Source organism: Paenibacillus sp. FSL L8-0638 (assembly GCF_038593075.1).
GTDB lineage: Bacteria > Bacillota > Bacilli > Paenibacillales > Paenibacillaceae > Paenibacillus > Paenibacillus polymyxa_D.
On record NZ_CP151960.1, the window covers coordinates 1480021 to 1506708 of the forward strand.

Annotated in this window: 22 protein-coding genes; 20 read left to right on the top strand and 2 right to left on the bottom strand. The window is 46.7% G+C overall.

The annotated features are described in order from the left end of the window. Positions 1 to 200: 200 nt before the first annotated feature. The 15 genes from MKY35_RS06610 to MKY35_RS06680 all read left to right on the top strand — a co-directional run bounded on the left by MKY35_RS06610 (position 201) and on the right by MKY35_RS06680 (position 17496). The gene (locus tag MKY35_RS06610; RefSeq protein ID WP_342445931.1) at positions 201 to 1172 is read left to right on the top strand and encodes a zinc ABC transporter substrate-binding protein; all 972 of its coding nucleotides are present in this window, start codon (positions 201 to 203) and stop codon (positions 1170 to 1172) included. 14 nt (positions 1173 to 1186) lie between these two features. Further along, a complete protein-coding gene (locus MKY35_RS06615; protein WP_342445932.1) occupies positions 1187 to 1951 on the top strand; it encodes a metal ABC transporter ATP-binding protein in 765 nt (254 codons plus the stop codon). Between the two features lie 5 nt (positions 1952 to 1956). Beyond that, entirely contained in the window at positions 1957 to 2886 is a 930-nt protein-coding gene (locus MKY35_RS06620; RefSeq protein ID WP_342445933.1) for a metal ABC transporter permease, read from the top strand. Further along, positions 2883 to 3770, top strand: a complete 888-nt coding sequence (locus tag MKY35_RS06625) for a metal ABC transporter permease (RefSeq protein WP_069012197.1) — start codon at positions 2883 to 2885, stop codon at positions 3768 to 3770. Before MKY35_RS06620 ends, MKY35_RS06625 begins: the two co-directional genes overlap by 4 nt. A gap of 215 nt (positions 3771 to 3985) precedes the next feature. Next, positions 3986 to 6313, top strand: coding sequence for a histidine kinase (locus tag MKY35_RS06630; RefSeq protein WP_342446617.1), 2328 nt, complete (start codon positions 3986 to 3988; stop codon positions 6311 to 6313). Positions 6314 to 6838: 525 nt separating this feature from the next. Continuing rightward, positions 6839 to 7996 carry a ParA family protein gene (locus MKY35_RS06635; protein WP_342445934.1) on the top strand — a complete coding sequence of 386 codons (1158 nt, stop codon included), beginning with the start codon at positions 6839 to 6841 and terminating at the stop codon, positions 7994 to 7996. A gap of 15 nt (positions 7997 to 8011) precedes the next feature. Next, entirely contained in the window at positions 8012 to 9259 is a 1248-nt protein-coding gene (locus MKY35_RS06640) for a CpaF family protein (RefSeq protein ID WP_342445935.1), read from the top strand. Beyond that, positions 9256 to 10047 (top strand): type II secretion system F family protein, encoded by a 792-nt coding sequence (locus tag MKY35_RS06645; RefSeq protein WP_318626876.1) that lies wholly within the window; start codon positions 9256 to 9258, stop codon positions 10045 to 10047. Before MKY35_RS06640 ends, MKY35_RS06645 begins: the two co-directional genes overlap by 4 nt. Before the next feature lie 6 nt (positions 10048 to 10053). Beyond that, entirely contained in the window at positions 10054 to 10938 is an 885-nt protein-coding gene (locus MKY35_RS06650) for a type II secretion system F family protein (RefSeq protein WP_342445936.1), read from the top strand. A 13-nt stretch (positions 10939 to 10951) separates the two neighbouring features. Beyond that, on the top strand, positions 10952 to 11143 hold the full coding sequence (locus tag MKY35_RS06655) for a Flp1 family type IVb pilin (RefSeq protein WP_013309278.1): 192 nt from the start codon (positions 10952 to 10954) through the stop codon (positions 11141 to 11143). Next, positions 11143 to 11811, top strand: a complete 669-nt coding sequence (locus tag MKY35_RS06660) for a TadE family protein (protein ID WP_342445937.1) — start codon at positions 11143 to 11145, stop codon at positions 11809 to 11811. The genes MKY35_RS06655 and MKY35_RS06660 overlap by 1 nt, the downstream gene beginning before the upstream one ends. Positions 11812 to 11851: 40 nt before the next feature. Next, complete coding sequence (locus MKY35_RS06665) at positions 11852 to 14068, top strand: hypothetical protein (RefSeq protein ID WP_342445938.1); 2217 nt, start codon at positions 11852 to 11854, stop codon at positions 14066 to 14068. Further along, positions 14037 to 15032: a TadE family protein gene (locus MKY35_RS06670; protein WP_342445939.1), complete on the top strand. Its 996-nt coding sequence runs from the start codon at positions 14037 to 14039 to the stop codon at positions 15030 to 15032. The genes MKY35_RS06665 and MKY35_RS06670 overlap by 32 nt, the downstream gene beginning before the upstream one ends. An 85-nt stretch (positions 15033 to 15117) precedes the next feature. Further along, on the top strand, positions 15118 to 15630 hold the full coding sequence (locus tag MKY35_RS06675; protein ID WP_025722689.1) for an A24 family peptidase: 513 nt from the start codon (positions 15118 to 15120) through the stop codon (positions 15628 to 15630). Between the two features lie 63 nt (positions 15631 to 15693). Continuing rightward, positions 15694 to 17496: a DUF6382 domain-containing protein gene (locus MKY35_RS06680; RefSeq protein ID WP_342445940.1), complete on the top strand. Its 1803-nt coding sequence runs from the start codon at positions 15694 to 15696 to the stop codon at positions 17494 to 17496. A 201-nt stretch (positions 17497 to 17697) separates the two neighbouring features. Here MKY35_RS06680 and MKY35_RS06685 read toward each other — a convergent pair whose 3' ends face one another. Further along, positions 17698 to 18612 (bottom strand): TIGR01777 family oxidoreductase, encoded by a 915-nt coding sequence (locus MKY35_RS06685; RefSeq protein WP_342445941.1) that lies wholly within the window; start codon positions 18610 to 18612, stop codon positions 17698 to 17700. 419 nt (positions 18613 to 19031) lie between these two features. Here MKY35_RS06685 and MKY35_RS06690 point away from each other — a divergent pair, with 419 nt between their 5' ends. The 4 genes from MKY35_RS06690 (at position 19032) to MKY35_RS06705 (ending at position 24072) form a co-directional block, all read left to right on the top strand. Next, a complete protein-coding gene (locus tag MKY35_RS06690) occupies positions 19032 to 20159 on the top strand; it encodes a deoxyribonuclease IV (protein WP_029516373.1) in 1128 nt (375 codons plus the stop codon). A gap of 22 nt (positions 20160 to 20181) precedes the next feature. Then, entirely contained in the window at positions 20182 to 21081 is a 900-nt protein-coding gene (gene purU / locus MKY35_RS06695; protein ID WP_023987631.1) for a formyltetrahydrofolate deformylase, read from the top strand. A gap of 413 nt (positions 21082 to 21494) precedes the next feature. Further along, on the top strand, positions 21495 to 23540 hold the full coding sequence (tkt, locus tag MKY35_RS06700; protein WP_342445942.1) for a transketolase: 2046 nt from the start codon (positions 21495 to 21497) through the stop codon (positions 23538 to 23540). Between the two features lie 217 nt (positions 23541 to 23757). Next, positions 23758 to 24072: a pyrimidine/purine nucleoside phosphorylase gene (locus MKY35_RS06705; RefSeq protein WP_013309288.1), complete on the top strand. Its 315-nt coding sequence runs from the start codon at positions 23758 to 23760 to the stop codon at positions 24070 to 24072. 108 nt (positions 24073 to 24180) lie between these two features. Here the strand turns inward: MKY35_RS06705 and MKY35_RS06710 are convergent, their stop codons facing one another. Continuing rightward, positions 24181 to 25080 (bottom strand): NAD(P)-dependent oxidoreductase, encoded by a 900-nt coding sequence (locus MKY35_RS06710; RefSeq protein ID WP_342445943.1) that lies wholly within the window; start codon positions 25078 to 25080, stop codon positions 24181 to 24183. A 250-nt stretch (positions 25081 to 25330) separates the two neighbouring features. On the opposite strand from MKY35_RS06710, the gene MKY35_RS06715 reads away from it, so the two are divergent. Then, on the top strand, positions 25331 to 26686 hold the full coding sequence (locus MKY35_RS06715; protein ID WP_013369975.1) for a glucose-6-phosphate isomerase: 1356 nt from the start codon (positions 25331 to 25333) through the stop codon (positions 26684 to 26686). Positions 26687 to 26688: the final 2 nt, after the last annotated feature.

The window sequence follows — 26688 nt, forward strand, 5'->3', positions numbered from 1 at the left end:
TTGGATATCTTCTATATATTACACATTGGGAGAACGAAAATCGAACGGTATAACGAAATACATAAGAAGAATTATATTTCACAAAATGTTTCCCTAGGTAAAAACTTTAGTGTATACTCTAAAATATAGTATTGATAAAAAATAATTGAATCAAGGAAATAGTTTGTCCCAAAACGAAATTCAAAGGAGGATTTTAAAACATGAACAAGCAGTTTAGGAAGGCTTTGCCGCGATGGGTAACGACGGTTGGAGTATTGTCACTAGCTCTGGTTCTAGCAACTGCATGTACCGATGCTAAGAAGAAGGAGCAGGGAACTGCGAGAGATTCGGGACAAAAAATAAAGGCAACGGCTACCATCGGTATGATCTCTGACATTGTCGGCAAGGTCGGCGGTAATCATGTGGAGGTCACGGGAATTATGAAGTCAGGCGTTGACCCGCATTTGTACAAGGCTTCACAGGGAGATATGCGCAAGCTGGATCAGGCCGATGTTATTTTTTATAACGGGTTGCATCTGGAAGGTAAAATGCAGGACATTCTGGAGAAAATCAGCAAGCAAAAACCCGTCATACCCGTGTCCAAGAACATCACACAGGATCAGTTGCGTGCAGGTAGCCCGGAAATGGGATCTGAGCATGATCCACATATCTGGTTTAACGTACAGAATTGGATGTCTGCGGTAGAAACCGTCAGAGATGAATTGTCGGCGCTAGACGCTGTACATGCGGAGGAATATAAGGCCAACGCAGAAGCCTATCTTACTGAGCTACGAGAGCTGGATGATTACACGAGAGAGCAGATTGCCAGTATACCGGAAGCCCAGCGCGTGCTTGTCACGGCACATGATGCTTTCGGCTATTTCGGAGATGCCTACCACATTCAAGTGAGAGGACTTCAAGGTATGAGCACAGAGTCAGAAGCGGGTTCTCAAGATGTGACCAAGCTGCGAGATTATTTGGTGGAGCATAAAATCAAGGCCATATTCGTAGAATCTAGTGTTCCGAGAAAGGCCATAGATGCGGTTATTCAGGGGGCCGCTCAGCAAGGTCATACAATTGAGGTTGGTGGCGAGCTGTATTCGGATGCCATGGGTGAAGAGGGCACAGAAAATGGAACATATATCGGAATGGTCAAGCATAACGTCAATACGATTGTTAAAGCTCTTAAATAAGGAGGCAGAGATACATGGGGCATTCACCACTTGTCGTTCGTGATTTATCGGTAGCTTATCAAAAAAAGCCCGTTTTGTTCGATGTTTCCTTTGAGGTGCCGGAAGGCAAGCTGATTGGTATTATCGGCCCGAACGGGGCTGGGAAATCTACACTGATCAAGGCAACGCTTGGATTGATTCCAAAGCTTAGGGGCGAGGTGCTAGTTTACGGCAAGCCCTATAAGCAACAGCTGCTTAAGGTTGGCTATGTACCACAGCGGGAGTCGGTGGATTGGGATTTTCCGACGAACGCATTGGATGTGGTTTTGATGGGACGGTATGGCAGATTGGGCTGGTTTAAGCGTCCGGGAGCAGCAGATCGTCAGGCTGCAATGGAGAGTTTGGACAAAGTTGGAATGAGCCAATATGCAGACAGACAGATTAGTCAATTGTCTGGCGGCCAGCAACAACGTGTTTTTTTAGCCAGAGCACTCGCGCAGGACGCTCAGCTTTATTTTATGGATGAACCGTTCGTCGGTGTGGACGCTGCAACGGAAAAAGCCATTATTTCATTGCTCAACGATTTGAAACAGCAGGGTAAAACCGTGCTTGTCGTTCATCATGATTTATCTACAGTCACGGATTATTTTGATCAGGTTATACTGTTGAACGGGCATCTTATGGCGTTTGGAGAGACGACAGATATTTTTACCGAGGAAAATCTGCAGCGTACGTATGGCGGGCGTCTGAGTATACTCAAAACAGGCCCGGATTCCGGCACGATACTTGGAGTGAGGTGAGCAGTATGACAAGCTTGGCAACGCTTTTGACCGATCCAAACATGCAGTGGATTTTGCTGGGCTGCATTTTGCTCGGTTTAAGCAGCGGGGTGATTGGCAGTTTTATGTATTTACGCAAGCAGTCGCTCATGGGAGATGCTTTGGCACATGCGGCTTTGCCAGGAGTATGTGTGGCATTTATGATCACAGGTACAAAATCTGTGTTTGGATTTATGATTGGGGCCGCCATTGCAGGGATTGTTGCGACCTTTGCTATCAGTGCGTTAACCCGGTATTCGCGAATTAAAAGCGATTCGGCGATTACAGCGGTGCTGTCGGTATTTTTTGGCTTCGGCATTATGTTGTTGACCGAAATTCAGCATAGTGGCGCAGGAAACCAAAGCGGATTGGACAAATTTCTATTTGGTCAAGCTGCGGCAATGGTATTGTCTGATGTCTATACGATGGCGGTAATTTCAGTGGTACTCATCGGAATATGTATATTATTTTTCAAGGAATTTAAGTTGCTCAGCTTTGATCCTGGCTTTGCGCGCGGACTTGGTTTTCCGGCAGGTTGGCTGGATAAGTTGTTGATGCTATTGATTGTCATTGCGGTGGTTGCTGGCATTCAGGCCGTGGGAGTCATAATGATGGCTGCCTTGCTGATTACCCCGGCAGTGTCGGCAAGATACTGGACAGAGAAGCTGGGTGTCATGGTGTGTTTATCAGGTTTGTTTGGTGCTATAGCGGGGCTTGGTGGGACGCTCATTAGCTCTCTGGGGCAAAATCTGCCTACAGGACCGTTATGTGTGTTGTGTGCGACTGTGATGTTTGGAATGAGCTTGATTTTTGCGCCGCAGCGCGGGATGATCTCCAAGGCTATCGTTCGGTTGAACGCCAGGAAAAATCTGGAGCTGACAGTCGGGACACAGCCAAGGGAGGAGCGTGCCCTATGAGTTCATTTTATGTAATTTTGACGGGAATGTTAGTGGCAGGGGGATGTAGTATCGTTGGGTGCTTTCTTGTGCTCCGAAAAATGGCTATGATCGGTGATGCAATCAGTCATGCGGTACTACCGGGGATTGTCATTGCCTTTCTCATCAGCGGATCGAGAGATTCGGTGTGGATGATGTTTGGTGCGGCAGTGCTGGGTCTTCTAACGGTGTATTTGATTCAGCTGTTCCAACAAAGCGGTCTGCAAAGTGATGCTGCCATTGGCGTGGTGTTTACGACATTGTTTGCTATCGGTGTTTTGCTGATCAGCGTGTTTGCTTCCAATGCCCATCTGGATATGGATCACGTTTTATATGGGGAAATTGCTTATGTGCCATGGAATACGTTAGAGATAGCCGGCTTTGATGTCGGTCCGAGGGCTGTGTGGATTACGGGTGCGATGTTTTTGATCAATTTGCTCGTGATAGGGGGCTTTTTCAAGCAATTTAAAATTACTTCCTTCGATCCCGCTTTGGCAGCTTCATTAGGCATTCCAGTTGTTTTTTTTCATTATCTGCTGATGAGTCTCGTCTCATTAACGACGGTGGCGTCATTTGAGAGCGTAGGCGCAATTCTGGTGGTTGGCATGCTCGTTGTACCGCCTCTTACCGCTTATTTGCTGACGGAGAAGTTGTCCCGCATGATTGTATACAGTGTCGGACTTGGAGCCATCAGCTCGGTCGCAGGCTTTTACACAGCAAGTGTATTGGATGCTTCTATTGCGGCATGTATGCTGTGTGTATCGGGTGTGTTGCTGCTTTTGGCTTTTCTCTTTTCCCCGTCTCACGGTGTGGTATGGCAAAAGTTAATTCAACAGCGGGGGATCGTTGGCGAAGATAGCAAGTGATTATAGGAAGTGATCCCATATGAGTTACCCAAAATAGCGTGCATTCAGGCATAAGAGACCTGAATGCACGTTTTTTTGCGCTTATGCTACCCTGTGCGGCTTTTTTTGGGGCAAGCTTGATTGATCATCTTGAATTGATTGGGACACGGGAGTACATTCATTACAACCATATAAGATGGACGGAACGAGCGGCTACGCTGTGGGGAGGAACGAAAGTGGAGAGCTTCAAACGTAAATCACCAGAGGAAATACTGGATTCGATTAACAAGCTGCATCGAGGCAGACTCAAAATATACATGGGTGCGGTCAGTGGCTCGGGCAAGACGTATCATATGCTGCAGGAGGGACAATCGCTGCAGCATGAAGGTATTGATGTTGTGATTTGTGCGGTCTCAACCATGCAGCGGCCTGTGACCGTGGAACAGGTCGGCACGTTGGAGCGCGTGCCTAGTATTCATTGGATAAAAGATGGTGAGGAGCAAAAGGATCTGAATGTGGAAGCTTTGGTGGCGCGAAATCCCGAGGTGGTACTGGTAGATCATTTGGCACATCATAACCGGAATGACGCTCCATTCCCAACACGGCTGGAGGATATTCGCTATTTGCTGGAGCAGGGAATTAGCGTCATTACGACAGTCAATGTTTATGAACTCGAAGGAATTACGGAGTGGGTATATCAGCTGACAGGCTTTGAGGCGGAATATACGGTTCCGGTTGATACACTGGAGCTGGCGGATGAAATTCGTCTGATTGATGCCACCCCGGAGATGATTTTGGAACGGCTGGCGAAAGGCTACATGCATACGCCCAATCCTGAGATGTTTCACCGGGGAAATCTGGGTAAATTGCGTGAGCTTGCTTTGCGATTGGTAGCAGAGGATGTGAATGATTCGCTGGAACGGCACCGGGAGGAGTTAGGCTTGCATGGGGCGTCAGGAGCCGCAGAGCGTATTTTGGTACCTGTCCAATATCATTGGAATGGGTCCATTTATGTACGCAGGGGGGAACAGGTCGCCAAGCGGTTGGGTGGAGATATGCTAGTAGTCTCCTTTGTCAGCTCGAAGCGCAAGCTGTCCAAGGAATCAGCAGCCTTTAAGCGCTCAATTGAGCAATTGGCTGACAAGATCGGATCAACATTTGAAGAAATCCCGCTTTTTTCCCGCAGAAGGTTGCCTCGCCAACTGATTCATTATGCGGTGACGCACAATGTTACCCGAATTGTTATGGGACATTCTCGGCAGACTCCGTGGCAGGAGCTGATAAAAGGATCGCTGGTGAACGGGATTTTAAAACGAATGAAAAATATGGATCTACTGTTGATTGCGGACCGAGCCGAGCAGGAGGGGGAACGAATTTTACCAACGATGAGACAGGAGGTAGAAGAGAATGATCCGTATCATCGTTTGAGCGTTGAGGAAGCACAGGCTGAGGCAGCCAAAATCCTGCGGGGCAAGCTCAAGGTATACATTGGCGCTGCTCCGGGGGTCGGCAAAACATACACGATGCTGAGAGAGGGAAATGATCTGCTGGAAAGCGGGATCGATGTAGTTATCGGATTGCTGGAAACGCACGGAAGGGCAGAAACACTGGCACAAGTAGGCTCTCTGGAGATGATTCCCCGTCAGTCCATTAAGCGTCATGGTGCACATTTGGAAGAAATGGACACCGAAGCCATTCTCAGGCGTAATCCCGAGGTGGTGCTTATTGATGAGCTGGCACATACCAATGTTCCCGGAAGTCTGAGAACTAAGCGTTATGAGGATGTGCTTACCATTTTGGAACAAGGGATTTCTGTGATATCCACAATGAATGTACAGCATCTGGAGAGCTTGAATGATGCGGTAGAACAGATTACGGGCATACGAGTGAGAGAGACTGTTCCCGACCATATGTTGCGTCTGGCCGATGAAGTACAGCTTGTTGATGTGGCTCCCAAATCGTTGCAGCAGCGTATGCGTGAGGGCAAAATATACGATCCTGCGAAGGTGGAACAGGCACTTAGACACTTTTTTAAACTGGGCAATCTGATTGCGTTGCGTGAACTTGCTTTGCGGGAATTGGCAGATGACGTAGATGAGCGGCTAGAATCCTGGGATCGACACGAATCACTTCGGGGACCGTGGCGCAGGGAGGAAGTGATCTTCGTAGGCGTGACGTTAAGCGAAAATGCTGAAAGGTTGATTCGCCGTGGTTTTCGTATTGCCTTTCGTCTGAAGGCTGTGTGGATTGTGACTTATGCTCATGTCGGTGAGCGTATACCTGAGAGGCTGAGCCCTCGTCTGGAACAACTAAAGCTACTGACCCACCGACTGGGGGGGACCTTTGAGATGCGGCTTGTTTCCAGCCGACGCGAGATTGCCGACATTTTGATTACTCCGGTGGAAGGATATTCAGGTACACAGCTCATCGTGGGGCAGTCTTCTCGAAGTAGCCGTTGGGGTAAGTCTGCGGTTGTGCCAAGGATTCTTCGTCAAGCACGTCATATGGATGTTCTAATTGTGGCGGATTATGATCCGGATATTAAGCTAGAGGTAGATCATTAATTAGCCTAGTAAATTCATAAATAGTCATATGCTGGTTACCGATGGTTCGCTGCTTCCATAGTATATTCTATCTCAAAGAAATGGAGGCGAATTTGAATGTATAAACATCGTAAGCATGATTGTCATTTTCCAAAGCCAAAAAAACGTGTCTTTAAGAAGATCATTAAGGTGACTGTCATTAAGTTTAAACCTAAATTTAAACGTGATCACTGGAAACATGAAGATTTTGATAAGAAATGTCATTGCCGGAAACGTCATCATCGCCATCATGACTGTCATCGTCGTCACCACAAATTCTACTAAGATGAAGATGGTAGGAGGCGGGGCTAGACTGCCCGCCTTCTCCTAGTACGAGGATTTTGGAAGATACTTGCACAAAAAATACTTGCTCTAATATAAGCGCTATGCTATTCTACCAATAAATAGATTGCACGTGACGGAAGCACCGTTCACCAACCGTATGTACTTACGGATGGATGAACGGTGCTTTTTTGCGTTGTTGTGTTAGGGAAAGGGATGAGCATTATGATTCCAGTGAAAGTGGTATTAGCCGTAGAAGGTCGGGATTATATTGAGCCGCTGCTGAATTATGTTCACGGAAGCGAGTACGCTAGAAGGCTGAGAATAACGGCTTTTTCGCAACCGGAGGCATTTCATCAATACATGATGGAAACCAGCGGAATGAAAAGACCGGATGTGGTGGTTGGTGAAACTGCCTTTTTGAATCTATGGATAGACAGGGAAGCTGCTGATATTCCTTGTTTGGTATTGCATGAGGGAGAACAAGTGAGCGAATATGGACAGCCTTTATTAAAATATCAGCCTTTATCTGAGCTGGTTGGTTTTATTTTGGAAACGGCGAGACAGAAGTCAAACGGTCGGAAAAGTGTAAACAGCCGGGAAGGTGGGATGATTATCGGCATGGTAGCAGCTTCCGGAGGACTGGGCAAGACAACGGCCGCACTCAATATGTCCAAACAGCTGGGGAATGAGGGATATTCGGTATTCTATCTGAATCTGGAGACGGTGGATTCAAGCTCATTGTTCACTGGTTCAGGCAGTGCTAGCGGAGCAGAAGGAGAAGGGCTGTCCAGGCTGCTCTATGATCTCAAGGCAGAAGGGAGTGAGGAGACTCCGTTATCCATGGCTTCCTATTGTGTTCGTCGCCCTGAAATTCAGGCGGATACTTTTCAGCCTGTCTATAATCGCAAGGAGCTGACGGACATGACTTGTGATGAAGCGAAAGAGCTGATTCGAACAGTTGCCGAAAGTGGACAGTATGATGTGGTGATCGTAGATGGCGATTCTGAAAAAGGTGATCGGGCTCAAGCCGTGCTTGAAGCTAGTCATAAGCTGATTTGGCTGCTGGCAGACGATTTAATGAGCATGCACAAGTGCGGATTATGGCTGGATGTTTTAGAAACCACGCGGCCTGAAGGACTTGAAGACATGATATGCAAAACCAGCTTTGTGGTGAACCGCTATATGGGAACTATGATCAACTCGTTACCTCGTGACTTCATGGAGCTAAACGGAGCGTTACCCTATATACCTTCATGGAAACAGATGCAGCACCGTGAGCTGCTGCTAAGTTCACCGATTTATCAGCGGGAAATTCGTCATCTATGCCGCGAGCTGCTGAATGTGGACAGTGTAACACATCCGGCCACCGTTTGGTCTTAAAAGGGGCTGATGAACATGAATGAGGAACGATTTAAGGCATTGCGAGGAGATATCCGAAACGGGCTGGACGTAACGTCTTCGGTAAAGGATGCAGATCTGGTACGGCATATTGAAAATCGAATTTTACACGATGTAGAGCTGGTGGGCTTAACTTCCCGGGAGAAGCACGCACTTGTCCGCAAGATTTTTAACTCTTTCCGTGGGCTGGATGTACTCCAGCCATTGATTGACGACCCGACCGTTACGGAAATTATGATCAACAGTCACCGGGAAATCTTTGTGGAGCGGGCTGGTGAGGTGATGCAGATACCCGATCAATTTGAGTCCCGCGAGCGACTGGAGGATTTAATCCAGACGATTGTAGCCGGAGTGAATCGAATTGTGAATGAGGCTTCCCCCATTGTGGATGCCCGATTAAAGGATGGGTCACGCGTAAATATTGTGCTGCCTCCAGTTGCTCTCAAGGGTCCGACGATGACCATACGGAAGTTTCCCGAGCGTCCTATGACGATGGATGACTTGATACGAATGGGTGCGCTGGATGCAGAAGCCGCTGCTATGCTCAAGGACTTGGTACGTAGCAAGTACAACATTTTTATAAGCGGAGGAACGGGTTCTGGTAAAACAACTTTTCTGAATGCATTATCCCAATTTATCCCGCCGTCTGAACGGATTATTACCATTGAAGATTCAGCAGAGCTGCAAATTGTGACGGTCCCTAATCTGGTCTCCATGGAAACACGGAACGCGAACACCGAGGGGAAGGGAGAAATCACAATTCGTGATCTGATTCGTTCCTCCCTGCGTATGCGGCCCAACCGCATTGTGGTGGGTGAGGTCCGGGGGAGTGAGGCATTGGATATGCTGCAAGCGATGAACACAGGACACGATGGATCGCTGTCAACTGGCCACGCAAATAATATCCGCGATATGGTCAGCCGGCTGGAAACGATGGTGCTGGGAGGGGCAGAGCTTCCGCTTGGAGTAGTACGACAGCAGATCAGCTCGGCCATTGATATATTTGTTCATCTGTCACGGATGCGCGACAAATCCAGACGAGTGCTGGAAATTAGCGAAGTGATTGGTTTTGAAAAGGGTGAGGTGACGCTTAACCCCCTTTATCGTTTTCAGGAGCGAGGAGAAAGCAAGGGGCGAATCGTAGGAGGTCTGGAACGTTGTGGCGAGGGTCTGCAACATACGTTGAAGCTGCAAATGGCCGGGATCAATCCCGAAAACTGGCACAGGGGAGGCGTATCAGCGTGAAGTCAGGAAAAACGGCGGCCAAGCAAGTATCACGTGAGGCCCCTTCTCTGCCAGATTATACGGTGTATACATTATCGACAGTACAAAAAAGTCTGTGCATATTCTTTAGTGGCGTGTTGTTCGCGATGATCGGTTATCTATTTTATCACCAATGGATATTATCGTTGCTGTGCGCTGCCGGGGCTGGGGTGATGCCTCGTTATTTTAGGCAATTTTTGCTGCAAAGACGCAGGTCTGCCCTAAGCATCCAATTCAAACAGGCTTTATATTCGCTCTCATCTTCTCTTTCAGCGGGAAGGTCGGTGGAGAATGGTTTTCGTGAGGCTGTAGAGGATTTGAGATTGCTTAGTCCAGATGGAGATCACGACCTGATTTTTGAATTTAACATTATTACCGCCTGTCTCGAAATCGGACAGCCTGTAGAAACCGCTTTGCAGGATTTGGCCCGTCGGGCGCAGATGGAGGATATTACTAATTTTGCGGATGTATTTGCGGCTTGCAAACGAACCGGAGGTGATCTGGTAGAAGTCGTAAGACGAGCTTCAAGTGTCATTGGTGAGAAGCTGGAAATTCAGCAGGAGATCGGTGTAATGATTGCGCAGAAACGTTTTGAATCGAGGGTTATGTTTGCGGCGCCTTTTTTGTTTGTATTGTTTATGACCATGACAGCGGGTGATTACATGATGCCCTTATACAGCGGTACAGGTATGATTTTATCAACCTTTTGTTTATTGGTGCTTGGTGGGTGTCTCGTGTGGATCAACCACATTATGAAGATTGAAGTGTAAGGAGAGATGGGTGTGGTGATGTTGATTTGTCTGGTCATGCTGGTTCTGCAAGTGGGAGGTTGGGTGGTGCTGAACCAGATGCACGGTGCTAAGTATGCGCATTTTCGCCATATGAAGTTGGAGGGACTGCGGCTGCAAAGACTTTCAGTCCCATTTGTACACATGATTCATGCTTCACGTGCTACTCATAGGCTGCCTTTGCTAATGTTCAAGCTCCAGCGTTCGGTGCAAAAGCTGTATGGTATGCGTAACAGCGGAGAAAAAACGATGCTTTTTCTGGCAGAAATGTTGGGTTACGGATATATGATGGCTGCTGGTGGAGCTATAATATCGCTTTTGCTGGGTGGGGATGCGACCGGGCTGGTGCTCGGATTGGGACTTGGTCTTCTGGTACCCATCGCGCTGATCAAGGATTTGCACGGGAAAGTACAGAAGCGGGATCAGCAAATTTTAATGGAACTGCCTGAACTGTTGAGTAAAATGATGCTTTTAGTAGGTGCAGGTGAGACGGTACAACGGGCATTGCTACATTGCGTGGAACGTAAAGGGGCGGATACGGAACATCCGTTGTATCGAGAACTGAGGCAGACGGTGGCAGAATGGGACAGCGGCTTTTCCTTTCAACAGGCATTTGAGCACCTGAGCAAACGTTGTGGTATTCAGGAAATGACAGTATTTACGACGACAGTTTTGTTGAATATGAGGCGCGGCGGGAGCGATTTCGTGATGGCTTTACGTGAGTTGTCCCAGACGTTATGGGGCAAGCGGACTTCAATTAGCCGCACAAGAGGGGAGCAGGCTTCATCTAAGCTGGTATTCCCGATGGCGCTGATTTTGCTAACGGTAATTGTGCTGGTGGGCGCTCCGGCTTTAATGATGATGAATATGTAGGAGGAATACAACGATGATGACATTAGTAACAGGCAGTATTCGTAAATTGTACAAGGATGAGGATGGTCTGGGTACGTTAGAAATGATCCTGATCATTGCCATTCTGATTGCGGTGGCAATTATTTTCAAGGATCAGATCAAGAAAATTGTAGAAGGGCTTTTGAAAAAGGCGGATAAAAAAAGTAACGATTTTATGGATTCATAATGCTGCACAAATTGGCACAAAAAGAGGACGGGAGCTTCTCCTTGGAAGCTTCCCTCGTCTTTCCCATTCTACTGCTGGTCATTTTTGTGATGTTATTTTTTTGCCTATATATATATCAAAAATCTATATTGGTGCAAGTCGCTTCTACTGCTTCAGAAAGAGCCGCTTACAGCTGGGATAACAGCTTCAAGGACCCACGTACAGGAGCATTTGCGCAAGGGCAACGGGATTCTCTCTATTGGCGCTTGAAGGATGATGTTATGCTGGGAGCCCTGTTTGGCTGGACCGGAGCCAACAATCAGGAAAATGTACAGGTGCCGGGCGGCAATGGGGGAGGCTCGTTACCTGCTCAAAAGCTGTCCAATGCAGAAAATAAAATGCCTGCGGGCATGCAGGGGCAGATGACATATGAGAACAGTATGATTCACCGTAAGGTGACCACAAAGTTAAATAAGATCGTGAAGGTACCTTTGCTGAATCAGTTTTTAGATCAGACAGATTTGCAAGGGAAAATGAGCTCTGGCGTGGTCGAACCTGTGGAATGGATTCGTACGGTGGAGTTGGTCCGTTATTATGGTGCGAAGTTTATGGGCAGAGGAACAGGTGAAAAGGTAGATTCGGCAGTTGTAGGGAAAGTATTGATGCAATATGGTCAAAACGGTCAGTGAGAAGTAAGTAACGGGAATGTAACTGGAAAGGAGGAAGCGGGTGTTTGGTAAGGGACACAATACAAAGGACGGGGAATCAGGTGCTGTCACGGTCTTTTTAATTCTGATTTTGGCGGTCATGTTCGGTTTTATTGCTGTATTTATTGATTACGCGAGAATTGCTGCACTGCATGTGCAGACTGAACGACTGACCCATGCGGCGGTTCGTTCAGTGATGTCTGCTTATGATCCGACATTACAACAGGAGTACGGTTTGTTTGCTTATGGCGAAGGCGGCGGAGAACAAATTATGGTCAAAGTGCTGAATGACAGCGAGCGGCGTACGGCACGCGCAGAAACGCTACCGCTTATGAATATGAAGCTGGATTCTAGTTCTCTGCAAATGGAAAGGGAGCTTGGTAAGTATGCCATATTTAACGAGCAGATCCGTGAAGAGATGAAGTATAAAGCACCTGTCGATTTTACGTTTGAAGTGCTCGAAAAGCTAAAGCCGCTCTCTCAAAATATGAAAGAGGCTTCTCATACGGTAGATTTGCTGAAACGGCTGCAAAAGCTGTACGACAGACGAGAGACCAAACTGGATGACATGCTGGAGAAGCAGCGTAAGGCAGGGGCTTATATGGAAGAGGTTCGTAAGCGGATTATTAAACAGAGGGGCACCTATATGCCCAATCAGTATATATGGGACCCGCTTGAGGTTGTAGCCGATATTGCCGCTCAATATAAGCATTACGTACATGTATATGAAGACAATAAGAAGAGTGTGGACGACGTTAAAATCATGCAGATGGAAAAATATGCACGTAGAGCGAGGGCAGCGCTTGATCGCCTGCGTCAGATCATGGTTCAAGCTGGGGAAGAACATGATAAGCTGCTTCTGGAAGCCAAGGAACCGTTAAATGAAGCACGGCAGATTAATGAAGAGATGCGCAAAGTCATTGCCCAATATAAGCAGAGGGCGGCCAATGCAGGCTACGATGAAGTTTCAGCAGCCCCTACTCCAAGCGGAGCAGGCTCCAACGCAGATCCGTCGGTAGGAAGCGCACGGCAAAAAGCAGAGGATTTATTGATTCCAGACAAGGAATTTGAGCAATGGGAAGCAGAAATTGAAAAGCAACGGACTTCTATAAATACTGCTAACAATAGAATAACGAGTATGATGCGTACGTTATCCTTTTATACAGATCCATTTTTGAATGCAGACATGCTCAAGCAAGAAGTCGCTTCTACGCTCAAGGAGATAGATAAATACTTAAATGCGTATGCTTGGGCGGGACCCGCCAATGTACTCGACGGTGAAGCCAGGACGATGGATACGCGACGCGGCCCGGACAAAGAACGCAAAAAAATGGAAAAAGAGGCGAAAAACAAGCTCAAACAAGCCTATCGGATTATTGAGGTTCTTTCCAAGGGTAAACAAAGTGCAGAACAATTCCAAAATCTGGAGCGGTATTACAATGAAAGTATTTCGTTTAACCAGTCTACATCCAGTCCATCTGTTTCCTCCGATTTGCCCTATGACACCTATGATGCAGCGGGAGCTTCTATGGATAGTATGGATGGTCTATACGGATCGGCATCCAATTTACTGACTCAACTGGGAGACGAGTTTTACCAGAATGAATACGCACTTTCTTACTTCCATCATGTGGATTTCAGCCGTTTTGGCAGTTTGGCCGGATCGGGTGGAAATGTGGGAAATGCTGCACAGATTTTGGGAGATCAGCTAGAGGTAAATAATCAGGAAGTTGAGTATATCCTGTATGGGTTCCATAATCCGACGGGTAATCTGGCATCCGCCTATGGGGAAATTTTTGCTATGAGACTTGCCATTCGAACAATGGAGGGATTGGTTAAGAACAGCTCAAAAGGTAATCCGTTGGTCGTTTTGGCGGCAGCTTTGTTATATGGAGTAGAAAAAGCGATAGAAGACATGATTATGCTGGCACAAAAGGGGGACGTGCCATTGTCTGATTTTCTGAAATTTCGAATGACATACAAGGATCATTTGCGATTGTTCCTGATGATCCATAGCAATAATGAACGAAAAATGTCCCGTATGCTGGCTCTGATCCGTCTGAATACAGATGTCAATCCTGCTGAGCGGCAAACGTATGCAACGGGTGAGGTCAAGAATGGGATGAGGCTGTGGTTTCTACCTGGGGTAATGAAGATGCTCGGGACCGCCTCAAAAGAAGGCGAGAGTATTAAGGGAAGTGTGTACTATGTCACGAAAACAGCGCATTTTTCCTATTAATCGGTGTTTACGGAAAGTTTGTGGGCAAAAGCAATGTGAACAAGGAAGTATTGTTTTAGAAGCGTCATTGGTGTTGCCAATGTTTCTGTTTTTTATTATTTTTCTCATTTATATGGTTCAGATGACACTGGTATCTACAGCGTTGCAGACCACCGCTTCAGAAGCGGTTAAGCAGGTTTCGGCTAAAATCTACCCAGTTTCTCTAGCTGTGGAGGCGGCGTCCGCAAAAATAGATGCAGCGCGTGAACCGCTGGATGAACTGCCCAAGTTATCTGTGAGTGAATATGCAAGCCAATTCGCTGCCCAGTTGCCACCTCCAATTGGTGATTGGGTAGAAAGCGCTGTTCAGGGCGGTCAAAAGCCGATGGAGGAACTGCGGGGGCGATTTACGGAAGCTGCACTCGATCCTGTTTTGAAGCCGATGCTAAAGCCTTTTATGGAGGAAAGCATTCTGGAATATGACCGTATTCATATAACGAGCGTACATGTACCTGCTCTTTCAGGAACTAAGGACCCTTATTTTAGAGTAGAACTGTCGTATGAACTGCCGATGAAGGTTCCTTTTCTGTATCGCAGCATTGTGCTTCAGGCGGCAGCTGAGGAACGTCTTTGGATTGGCGACACAGGGGAAGGAGCAGGTACAGGAAATGCGACGGGGGACAAGGATGCGGAGCATTCCATACAGTTGCTCGTTAAGCCTGAACCTGCTGTGAAGGGTGTGTACAATTTAATCAAGGCCAAGGTTGAGCCTGGGACGACTGCTAACCTTTCTGTGCTTTATAAGTCGGGTGAAAGCACAGCTCAGCACTTGGGCTGGATCTCTGCCAACGCGGACGGGATTATAGAATGGAACTGGTTTGTGGGAACGAACACAACACCTGGTCAATGGAGCTTTGTAATTGAAACAGAGGATGGTCAACGTATAGAAGTTCCGTTTACCGTGGAAAAGCCAGCTGATGGATAGGATGGATATAGACTTGTAGGGATAGCTACGATGGAAAATGATTTGGCAGTCTGCTAGTTCTATTTTATAAAGGGGGAAGATCGCATTGACGTGGATGTATATTGTATGCGGAGTTCTGCTCGCGATCGCGTTAGTTACGGATTTACGTAGCATGAAAATCCCTAATAAGCTTACATTGCCCGGCATAGTGGTAGGCTTGGTATTCAATACTCTATTTGGGGGATGGCACGGTTTTTTATTTGCTGTTGCTGGACTGGGTACCGGATTTGGGTTCATGCTGATTTTGTACTGGATGGGAGCTGTTGGTGCAGGAGATGTGAAGCTGTTCGGCTTGATTGGAGCATGGACAGGTGCCGCTTTTGCATGGCAGTCAGCTTTATATTCGATTTTTTTTGCAGGTATTATTGGCATAGGGATTTTGCTATGGAAGAGGGAAACCATCATGAGACTGCGGCGCGTAGCTTTTAATTTAGGAGGATTTTTTCTATTTCGCAGCGGAAAAGCACTGACCAGTGGAAATGAAGCACACCTCAGGTTTCCTTTTATGACGGCAGTCATCCCGGGAGCGATCAGTGCTTATCTTTACTTCTTGCCATGACATGTCCGCTGGGGGAGATCATGCTACCTCACGGAGATAGGAAATTGTTAAGGAGGTCATGAATTGTTTGGTTTAAGCAGGGATTTTGCCCGGAACGGCGGGACATTTATGATTCTAAACAAGGAAGACGGGCTCAAAACCGATGATTTAAATTCCGTACAAACTGGAATGATGACTGGTAATCGGATTCCCGGTCTGCTGGAACTTAGAATAAAGGAAGTCGATTTTCAGATTGAGTTACATTACGACATTTCGGGGCAACGCATGCTTTCCCAGTTATGGAAAGGTGGGGGCGTGTCGACTTCTGATTTCTACCGGATTCTTTTTGAAGTGGCAGATGCCCTCCATCGCAGCCCGCAATATATGTTAGATATTCGCCAGTTTATTTTGCACGAGGATTATATTTTTCTAAGTGGTTCAGGTACAAGGGAAACCGCCAGTTTAACCTATGTTCCTTTACGCAGTGTACAGTATGCAAGGCAAACAGGCAGTCAATTTAAGCAGATGGTTATTCGTTTAATGACTCGTGTGGCCCACTTTCAGGGAGAAAATATACAACGCATACTCGATCTGTGTGATAGAAATGAATTTGAATTGGGTTTGCTAAAGGAACTGCTGTTGCAAGGAATGAAGGCTGGTACAGAGAGTGCTAGCGTGCAGGCAGAAAGTATGGAAGAGCGAGCCTTTTCATCAGCCGATCCTATCCTATCTGCTCATACCTCACAGGGGAACTATACGGATCGTGGCGGAACATACGCGCGAGAGCATCGGGAAACTCTACAGGAGATTCAGGAGCTTAAACGGATCAATCGGCTCAAACCGTCCGTGAAACCAGAGGAGAATTCCGAGCATGTAACAGAAAACGAAGTAGAAGATGTGGAGTCTGGATTGCAAAAATATAAAACCTACATTGCTCTCGGATGTCTGCTCGCTTCGGCCATCGTGTGGCGTTATATTTATCTGGACCATCCAGAGACGGTACCGTTGATTATTTCCGTGGTGCTGACCTTGGTACTTGCCGCTGTTGCTTATATAAGCTGGACGGGGAAATGGGAGCGCAATCGAACTTCATCTCGTATGTACAGCGATTCAGTACCTGTATTGGATTCGGAATGGTTAGGGACTACTTCTTCCCCAGCACAGCGCAAAAATGATCGTTATCAGGTAGATAAGCTGACCGGATTTGTAGCGGGACGTCATCATCAAGACAAGCAATCTTCCGATTCGAGTGATCAAGGGCAGGAGAACTGGAGATGGACTTTTCCAAACTCAGAATCTAAGAGCGTGGGAAATCGAGTTACGGAAGATAGTAAGAAAACTTCAGCAAATTGTGACTTACACGAGCCATCGTGGAAAGGTGCGGAACGGGGAAATGAATTGGAAGCCAGTGATACCAGCGAGGCTTATTATAAGTCTCTCTCCGGGGTAACGGAGCTTCTAAATGCTGCATCTAAGCAGGAAACGATGCTGCTTCGTGCAGATCAAGAGATGCAGATTTCACCAGTGCAGCAATCACCGATGGCTTGCCTGGATCGCAAGCCACCAGGTAGTGAAGGGACAGAGCGCATCCGGTTGCAGCCAGACCAATTCGTTGCAGGCAGTTTTATCATCGGGAGAGATCCGCAACTGGTTCAGTTTGTAGAGCATACGGATGGAGCTTCCCGTTCTCATATTGAGCTTTGCATAGTTACAGGAGAACATAGCCACATTGTTAAGGATTTATCCTCGACGAATGGAACTGTTCTGAATGGAGAGCCTATGGTGCCTTATAAGGAGTACACAATGAAGGATGGAGATACTTTTAAAATCGCTGGAGTTTCTTATACTTACCGGTTGGACTCTTTTAAATCCTCCAATGCATCATAAATGAAGGTTATATGGATATATGTCAAGAAGATGCCTGTTATATTCAGAGCTTCTTTCTTTATGAATAGTGGACTATTCATGGGAATAAAATGGGGCATCTTAATAACTTGCAGTCTGCTTGAGAGATTGTATCTGACTAAAAAGAGGAACCCTAAGCTGGTAGTGACACTACCTACCAGCCAAGAGTTCCTCTTTTTCAATTCAATGCTGTTTTTGGGAAGAATGGAGTTCTTTAAGAGCGTCCTTAAGTGAAGGATAGTGAAACTTAAATCCGTGCTCCAGTGCTTTGCGCGGTATTACCTTCTGACCATCCAATACCAGCGTGCTCATCTCACCAACTAGCTTTGAAACGAGAATGCTGGGGACGGGAAACCAGTGCGGACGGTGATATACCGTAGCTACTGTCCTCCCAAACTGGTCGTTCGTCAAGGGGTGTGGTGATGAAGCATTCACTGCCCCGACGATTTCCGTCGTATGGATGCAGTACGTGATCAGACGAACGATATCTTCAATATGAATCCAGCTCATCCATTGATGGCCGCTACCTATTTTGCCGCCGAATCCGAAGCTATAAGGCATCTTCATGAGTGGGAATGCCCCTTTTTTTCTGTCCAGCACAAGGCTAATGCGTAACTTAATTAAACGGGCTTCAGAAGGGTAGGCATTGGCTGCTTCTTCCCATTGCTCAGCTACCTGAGACAGAAAATCTCCCGAACAGCGCGGGCTCGTTTCATCGAATGTTTCGGTCAGGGATGTACCATAGGCGGCAACAGCAGAAGCCTGAATGATTACTTTCGGTTTTTTTTGTAGAGCATTCAATGCTTGAGCCAACCGGGCAACAGATAGCAGTCGAGATTGAAGAATTCTTTGTTTGGACTTATCCGTCCAGCGCTGATTCAGCGTTTCGCCTGCTAAATTAACGACCGCATCTGTGCCTTCCAATACTTCAGGCTTTTGTTTTAATTCGTTCCAGCTCATATATTGCAAGCGGGGGCTCGCTTCGTGTCCTACCAGTGGCTTGCGGGTAACGACTTTCACGGTGTATCCGTCGTCTAGCAGGCTTTTGACCAGTGCACTCCCCACCAATCCAGTTCCTCCACATACGATGATGTTCATGGAGCCAGCTCTCCTTCCAATTCACAAAAAATACATCTGTTATAGAATATAACCCTTTTCGAGAGAAAAAAACTTCATATGAATGTCCTTTATACGGTTAAGTGTCAATCCATGATTTTATTTACCCCTGTTTGACTAACATATATTCTGATGTGTACTTTACTACTACGTGTTCCCTTAATAGAGTTATTTGAGGATTTTGCAAAAGCCCAATAAGCGACTTTCAATGAAGAATATATAGATCGAAATGGTCTGGTTCGTCTGTATATTGCACTTTGGAGCGACTGGAATCGAATTTTGCAAAATCCTGATTTAAGAAAGTTGCCATAAAAGCTATGTTGTTTGATTTCAATAATCACGTTAAAATGATTAAATTAAAATAAGACAAGCATAACAGGATAAGGGGATGAATCAGGGTCATGCTGAAAATTGGTTCTCATGTGTCCTTCTCGGACAAGGGTCTGCTCAGCGCTACAAAAGAAGCGTCTACTTACGGGTCCAGCTCCTTTATGATATACACGGGAGCACCGCAAAACACGCGTCGTAAGCCGATGGAGTCCATGTATTTGGAGGAAGGCAAGCAGTTAATGGCTGAGAAGGGAATGGAAGATATCGTGGTGCATGCCCCGTATATCATCAACCTTGGCTCTTACAAAGAAAACACCTATGAGCTTGCGGTCAGCTTTCTTCAGGAGGAAATTCGGCGCACACACGCGATAGGTGTAAAAAATATTGTGCTGCATCCGGGCGCTTTTACCGATAAGGATGCGGAATATGGGATCGGGCGTATTGCCGATGGTTTGAACGAGGTACTGAACGGCGTGAAGGAGACAGATGTTAACATCGCGCTTGAAACGATGGCAGGCAAAGGAACGGAAATGGGGCGTAGCTTTGAGGAGATTGCCTCCATTATAGATAAAGTAGAGCGTAACGAGCGTCTTACGGTTTGTATGGACACCTGTCACATTCACGATGCGGGTTATGATATCGTAAATGATCTGGACGGTGTATTGGAGCAGTTCGACCGTATTGTCGGCTTGAATCGCATTGCAGTTGTTCACATCAATGATAGTAAAAATCCAGTTGGTGCTCATAAAGACCGCCATACTCCGATCGGATCAGGCTGGATTGGCTATCAGACTATTCATAATGTGGTGCATCATGAAGCACTTCAAGGACGTCCGTTTATTTTGGAGACGCCATGGATTGGGAAGGAAGCCAAAACTCAGCGTCCGATGTATGAGGTTGAAATTGCCCTGCTTCGCGGAAATGTAAAGGAGCGCTTTGGGGATGAGTTTTTGGGTCAGGTAGAGCAATTGCATTCGTTTTTCAAAAAACAGGATGTGGATGTCCGTAAATTTGTGCTGGACACCTGGGCTCTGCTGAAAAATGATGCCAAAGCAAGAAAAGCCGATCCACGTGAGCCGTTGGAGCGTCTGTATGACATGATAACGGAAGCAGCACTATTTCCAGATTTGAGCGAAGAACACATTAATCAACGGTTGATTGCCTGGTTTGCCGGCAGTCATTTGCCAGTGACGGTATAAGCTAAGGGGGATTAATAGCCACATGGAAATTCACGTAAAACATCAGCCAAATAGCACTCTATCAGCCCATGAAAACCGCGCGCGTATGCTTGTATCTTGTCCAGATGGACCAGGTATTGTAGCGGCCGTGTCCCGTTTTTTGTACGAGCATGGGGCCAATATCGTTCAATCTGACCAATATACAATGGACCCGTCGGGCGGTATGTTTTTTATGCGGATTGAATTTGATCTGCCGAATTTGAGTGCAACCCAGCCACAGTTGGAGCAGGATTTTGCCGCTGTTGCTGAGCAATTCCGTATGGAGTGGACGATTTCTGCGGTTAGCCGCAAGAAAAAACTGGCTATTTTCGTTTCCAAAGAAGATCACTGTTTGGTAGAACTGCTGTGGCAATGGCAGGCAGGAGATCTGGACGCGGATATTTCATTGGTGGTTAGTAATCATCCGGATATGAAGGAGTATGTGGAATCGTTTGGTATCCCATATCACCATATTCCGGTAACCGCCGATACCAAGCCGGAGGCGGAGCGTCGCCAACTAGAGGTTATTGGCGAAGACATTGACGTTATCATTTTGGCCCGTTACATGCAGATTATATCTCCCAAGTTTATTGAGCATTATCGCAACCGAATTATCAATATCCATCATTCCTTTCTGCCTGCATTCGTGGGTGGGAAGCCATATGCCCAAGCCTATAATCGCGGTGTGAAAATTATTGGTGCTACTGCACATTATGTAACTGAAGAATTGGACGGCGGCCCGATCATTGAGCAGGACGTGCAGCGTGTAAGCCACGGAGATGATGTAAATGAGCTAAAACGGATCGGTCGCACCATAGAGCGGGTCGTTTTGGCAAGAGCCGTGAAGTGGCATGCAGAGGATCGTATTCTGGTTCATGAGAACAAAACAGTCGTTTTTAACTAATCTTAAAATTTTAGAAAAAATTTGTGAATCTATATTTTTGTTAAACAAAGCTCGTCGCATAACGGGCTTTGTTTTTTTATATAAGGATTTTGCAAAATCCTCATGTGAATTATTAGCCTTATAGCCGGTCAGTACATAATATTTTTGTGATTTTATATTTTTTTAAATGAGGTTAATACATTACGGGTATATTTATATGAGGACACGGTACTACATTTCCCACAATCATCTTTATAAACGATCTGGCAAACTTTCACGGCAAATGGTACAATATTTTAGAATGTATAAGTCATATTGAAACATTCAAGCAGATTCACTCACTTCAACAGACATCGTTTTTGTATCAGACGGTGATGTTGAAGAGTATGACCGAATGCAATTGACATACTTTTTACAATATGAGGAGGCTAACCATGACTGACCAGAACCAAGCGATTCAAAAGGATGAAAACTCCACGATCGACAATTTGTCCATCACAACTATTCGTACGTTGGCAATTGACGCCATCGAGAAAGCAAACTCGGGACATCCTGGTATGCCGATGGGCTCCGCGCCAATGGGATACCAACTTTTTGCTAAAACGATGAATCATAATCCTGATCAACCTACATGGGTTAACCGTGACCGTTTTGTATTGTCTGCAGGACACGGTTCCATGTTGCTATACAGCCTTCTGCACCTGAGCGGCTATGATCTTCCTATGGAAGAACTGAAACAATTCCGTCAATGGGGCAGCCTTACACCGGGCCACCCTGAGTTTGGCCACACTGCTGGTGTAGATGCTACAACCGGTCCTCTGGGACAAGGTCTCGCAATGTCCGTAGGTATGGCAATGGCTGAAGCTCAACTGGGCGCAACATATAATAAGGACGAATTTAAAGTTGTAGATCACTTCACGTATGCAATCTGCGGCGATGGCGATCTGATGGAGGGTATTTCCCACGAGGCTGCCTCGCTGGCTGGTCGCTTACAACTGGGCAAGCTGATTGTATTGTTTGATTCCAATGATATTACACTGGACGGCAAGCTTAATCTGTCCTCTTCCGAGAGTGTTGCCAAACGCTTTGAAGCTTACAACTGGCAAGTACTGCGCGTAGAAGATGGTAACGACCTTCCAGCCATTCAAAAAGCCATTGAAGAAGCGCAAGGCGACTCGACACGTCCTACGCTGATTGAAGTGAAAACAGTCATCGGCTACGGAAGCCCGAACAAACAAGGTAAAGGCGGACACGGCGGTACTCATGGTTCCCCGCTGGGATCAGAAGAAGCCAAGCTGACTAAAGAATTCTACAAATGGGTATACGAAGAGGACTTCCACGTACCACAAGAGGTTCGCGAGCATTTTGCTAAAGTAAAAGAGCGCGGTATCGCAGCGAACAAAGCATGGGATGAACAGTTCGCTAAATACAAAGCAGCTCACCCTGATTTGGCAGCTCAGTTCGAAACAGCTGTAAACGGCGATCTCCCAGAAGGATGGGATCGTGACCTTCCGAAGTACACGACTGAAGACAAAGCCGTTTCGACTCGTGTAGCTTCTGGTAATGCTCTGAACGGATTAGCTCCAAACGTACCTTTCCTGACAGGCGGATCTGCCGATCTGGAGAGCTCCACGATGACACATTTGAACAACCTGACGAACTTTACGCCAGAAGACTACGCCGGCCGTAACATCTATTTCGGTATCCGCGAATTTGGTATGGCTGCTGCGATGAACGGTATGGCGTTGCACCAAGGTGTAAAAGTATTCGGCGGTACATTCTTCGTATTTACAGACTATCTGCGTCCAGCTGTTCGTCTGGCAGCTCTGATGGGATTGCCTGTAACCTACGTTCTGACTCACGACAGTATTGCTGTAGGTGAAGATGGTCCAACTCATGAGCCGATCGAACAATTGGCTTCCCTACGTATTATCCCGAACTTGACAGTAATTCGTCCAGCGGACGGTAATGAAACTTCTGCTGCTTGGGCTTACACGCTGGAAAACAAGAAAAACCCGGTTGCTCTGGTATTAACTCGTCAAAACCTGCCAATCCTGGCTGCTACTGCTGAGCATGCACGCGAAGGTATCAAACGCGGTGCTTATGTGGTTGCAGATGCAACAGATGGCAAACCAGTTGCTCAAATTCTAGCTACAGGCTCCGAAGTGCAATTGGCTGTTAAAGCTCAGGAAGCACTGGCAGAACAAGGTATTCAAGTACGTGTTATCAGCTTCCCAAGCTGGGATCTGTTCGAAAAACAAGACAAAGCATACAAAGATTCTGTTCTGCTGCCAGAAGTGAAAGCTCGTTTGGCTGTAGAAATGGCATATCCACTGGGCTGGGAAAAATATGTTGGCGACCAAGGCGACATTCTCGGTATCAGTACATTCGGCGCATCCGCACCTGGCGACCGCGTGATTAAGGAATACGGCTTTACAGTAGAGAATGTTGTTAGCCGTGTGAAAGCTTTGTTGAAATAAAACACTGGAGCATCTAAAACAGACAGTCGTAACCTGAGTAAGGCTTACGGCTGTTTGTTTCATACAGTTGATGTTTTGCGAAAAGATCACTTTGGAATTCTTCCAGTGTATTGCATACGTGATACAGTGTGTATTTTCATACTGAAGCTGGAATCAAATCTATGTTATGATGCACCAATATTCATTCAACCATTGAGAGCAGATGAGGGGATAACGAATGACACAGTTTGATGGAGTAAGCGTAGTTAAAAAAGCAAACGTTTATTACGATGGTCAGGTTACAAGCCGTACAGTCATCCTGGGTGACGGTAGTAAGGTTACACTGGGGATTATGCTGCCAGGAACGTACGAGTTCGGGACGGATTCCCGTGAGATTATGGAGATTTTGGCAGGGGATCTGAGAGTGTTGCTTCCAGGTACTGAGGAATGGCTGGAAATACAAGGGACAGCAACCTTTCACGTACCTGCAAAGTCCTCGTTCAAGCTGGAAGTACGAAGTGTAACTGATTATTGCTGTTCTTATCCCGAATAGTAAGCTAAAACGGGTAAGCACACTCAGCCTTCAGGCCAAGTGTGCTTACCCTAAAGCTATGCCATATGTACACAAGCACAGCCGTATGGTTGCAAAGAAAGGTACAGCCTATTCGAGAGGTTGACCACCAATAGTGCGGCCAATCCATGCTTCGTATGTCTTCACGACAGCGGATAGGTCCTCGTCGCCGTAGCCTTGCGTTTGCCCGGCTTGAAACAGGCTTTTGGCAATGGATAACATAGGTGCGGGGATGGACAGGCTGTCGGTTAGTGAGGAAGCAAGCTTCAAGTCCTTAAGCATCAAGGCAAGTGAGAACTGGTTGCTAAAATCATGTTCAATGATTTTGCGCCCTTTCAGGTCAGCGGCCTTGCTGCCTGCCGATCCGAGTTGTACCAATTCAAGGAAGCTGTCTGCCGGGATGCCGGATTTAGCCGCGATAGCAAAGCCTTCAGCCAGAGCGAGGTTATGAATACCGACCATCGTATTATGAGCGAGCTTGGCTACGGCCCCGCTTCCATTAGGTCCCATATGAAGTACCTTTTTGCCCAGGGTATCAAAAACATCTGATTGTGCCGCAATGGCTTCTGCATTACCACCAACCATGAACACGAGTGTGCCGTCTACAGCGGCAGGCTTACTGCCTGTTACGGGAGCATCAATGAAGGAACAGCCCTGCTTGTCCGCTTCGGCGGCTAGTTGTTTGACCAGCTCAGGTGAAATCGTGCTGTTGTCCATTACAGTCATACCAGCCGTAAGACCGGCAAACACGCCATCTTTACCGTAATAGATGTCACGAATGGAGTGATCATCGCTGACCATGGTAATGACCAAGTGCTGACCTTCAGCTGCTTCACGAGGAGTTGAAGCTATACGTGCGCCTTGCTCTTCCAGTGGCTCGCAGCGCGAAGCGGTGCGATTATAAACTGTGACTCCGAATCCCTGCTTTAGCAGATTGGATGCCATCGGGGCGCCCATGGTGCCCAGTCCGATAAACCCGATGTTTTTCATTGCTAATCACCTTTCTTGTTGGAAGTTGCCGTCCGATGCAGATGCGAGTCGGCCCTGAATTGAATATTGAAACAGGTTGATCTCAGTTAATTGTAGCATGGGCATGCTACCCTATCTACAGGAGGGGCTGTCAAGCACAGGATACGTAGGTAACGCAAGCTTGTCAGGCCCAGCAAATTAAAGTATCCTATTCCTAAGTCCTTATGTTCGTATTCATGGTCTTAGTAATACCAAACAGGAGGTTCCAAACATGTCTAAAAAAGTTATTTTTGATTACACTAAAGCTCTCTCCTTTGTAGGTCAGCACGAAATTGATTATTTTGCAGAGCCTATCAAGCTGGCTCATGAGCAACTGCACAACCAAACCGGTGTAGGTTCCGATTTCTTAGGTTGGATCGACCTGCCTACCAATTATGATAAAGAAGAGTTTGCGCGCATCCAAAAGGCTGCTGCTAAAATTCAAAGCGATTCTGAAGTACTGATCGTAATCGGTATCGGCGGTTCTTACCTTGGAGCACGTGCTGCGATCGAAATGCTGTCGCATTCTTTCTACAATGCACTGCCTAAAGATCAACGCAAGGGTCCAGCTATCTATTTTGCAGGCAACAACATCAGCTCTACATATGTGAATCATCTGTTGGAACTGATTGAAGGTAAAGACTTCTCTGTGAACGTCATTTCCAAATCAGGTACGACAACAGAGCCAGCTATCGCATTCCGCGTATTCCGTGCAGCTCTGGAGAAAAAATACGGTAAAGAAGAAGCGCGCAAACGTATTTATGCAACAACGGATAAAGAACGTGGCGCTTTGAAAAAACTGGCTAACGAAGAAGGCTACGAATCCTTCATTATTCCTGATGATGTGGGTGGTCGTTACTCCGTGCTGACAGCAGTAGGCTTGTTGCCGATTGCTACTGCAGGCATTAACATCGAAGAAATGATGCAGGGGGCGGCAGACGCTTCCAAAGAATACAGCAACCCGAATGTAGCTGAGAACGAAGCTTATCAATATGCAGCCGTTCGTAACGCTTTGTACCGCAAAGGTAAAGCAATTGAAATTCTCGTAAACTATGAGCCGTCCCTTCATTTTGTATCCGAGTGGTGGAAACAGTTGTACGGAGAAAGCGAAGGCAAGGATTACAAAGGCATTTATCCTGCTTCTGTTGATTTCTCGACAGACCTGCACTCCATGGGACAATTCATTCAGGAAGGCAGCCGCAACATTTTCGAAACGGTAATCCAAGTAGAAAATGTACCTAGTCACATCACCATCGAAGCAGATGAGGATGATCTGGACGGACTGAATTTCCTGGCAGGCAAAACTGTGGATTTTGTAAACAAAAAAGCATTCCAAGGTACATTGCTGGCTCACACAGACGGACAAGTGCCGAACTTGATTGTAAATATTCCTGACTTGAGCCCTTACTCTTTCGGCTATCTTGCTTATTTCTTCGAAAAAGCTTGCGGCATCAGCGGCTACTTGTTGGGCGTAAATCCGTTCGATCAACCGGGCGTAGAAGCTTACAAGAAGAACATGTTTGCGCTGCTCGGCAAACCAGGCTTCGAAAAAGAAAAAGCTGAGCTTGAAGCGAGATTGTCTGAATAAGA

Excerpts from the sequence above, each read along its gene's own strand:
- MKY35_RS06610 (WP_342445931.1), top strand. The coding sequence starts at position 201 with ATGAACAAGCAGTTTAGGAAGGCTTTGCCGCGATGGGTAACGACGGTT.
- MKY35_RS06615 (WP_342445932.1), top strand. The coding sequence starts at position 1,187 with ATGGGGCATTCACCACTTGTCGTTCGTGATTTATCGGTAGCTTATCAA.
- MKY35_RS06620 (WP_342445933.1), top strand. The coding sequence starts at position 1,957 with ATGACAAGCTTGGCAACGCTTTTGACCGATCCAAACATGCAGTGGATT.
- MKY35_RS06625 (WP_069012197.1), top strand. The coding sequence starts at position 2,883 with ATGAGTTCATTTTATGTAATTTTGACGGGAATGTTAGTGGCAGGGGGA.
- MKY35_RS06635 (WP_342445934.1), top strand. The coding sequence starts at position 6,839 with ATGATTCCAGTGAAAGTGGTATTAGCCGTAGAAGGTCGGGATTATATT.
- MKY35_RS06640 (WP_342445935.1), top strand. The coding sequence starts at position 8,012 with ATGAATGAGGAACGATTTAAGGCATTGCGAGGAGATATCCGAAACGGG.
- MKY35_RS06650 (WP_342445936.1), top strand. The coding sequence starts at position 10,054 with ATGGGTGTGGTGATGTTGATTTGTCTGGTCATGCTGGTTCTGCAAGTG.
- MKY35_RS06655 (WP_013309278.1), top strand. The coding sequence starts at position 10,952 with ATGATGACATTAGTAACAGGCAGTATTCGTAAATTGTACAAGGATGAG.
- MKY35_RS06660 (WP_342445937.1), top strand. The coding sequence starts at position 11,143 with ATGCTGCACAAATTGGCACAAAAAGAGGACGGGAGCTTCTCCTTGGAA.
- MKY35_RS06670 (WP_342445939.1), top strand. The coding sequence starts at position 14,037 with ATGTCACGAAAACAGCGCATTTTTCCTATTAATCGGTGTTTACGGAAA.
- MKY35_RS06685 (WP_342445941.1), bottom strand. The coding sequence starts at position 18,612 with ATGAACATCATCGTATGTGGAGGAACTGGATTGGTGGGGAGTGCACTG.
- MKY35_RS06690 (WP_029516373.1), top strand. The coding sequence starts at position 19,032 with ATGCTGAAAATTGGTTCTCATGTGTCCTTCTCGGACAAGGGTCTGCTC.
- purU (WP_023987631.1), top strand. The coding sequence starts at position 20,182 with ATGGAAATTCACGTAAAACATCAGCCAAATAGCACTCTATCAGCCCAT.
- tkt (WP_342445942.1), top strand. The coding sequence starts at position 21,495 with ATGACTGACCAGAACCAAGCGATTCAAAAGGATGAAAACTCCACGATC.
- MKY35_RS06705 (WP_013309288.1), top strand. The coding sequence starts at position 23,758 with ATGACACAGTTTGATGGAGTAAGCGTAGTTAAAAAAGCAAACGTTTAT.
- MKY35_RS06710 (WP_342445943.1), bottom strand. The coding sequence starts at position 25,080 with ATGAAAAACATCGGGTTTATCGGACTGGGCACCATGGGCGCCCCGATG.
- MKY35_RS06715 (WP_013369975.1), top strand. The coding sequence starts at position 25,331 with ATGTCTAAAAAAGTTATTTTTGATTACACTAAAGCTCTCTCCTTTGTA.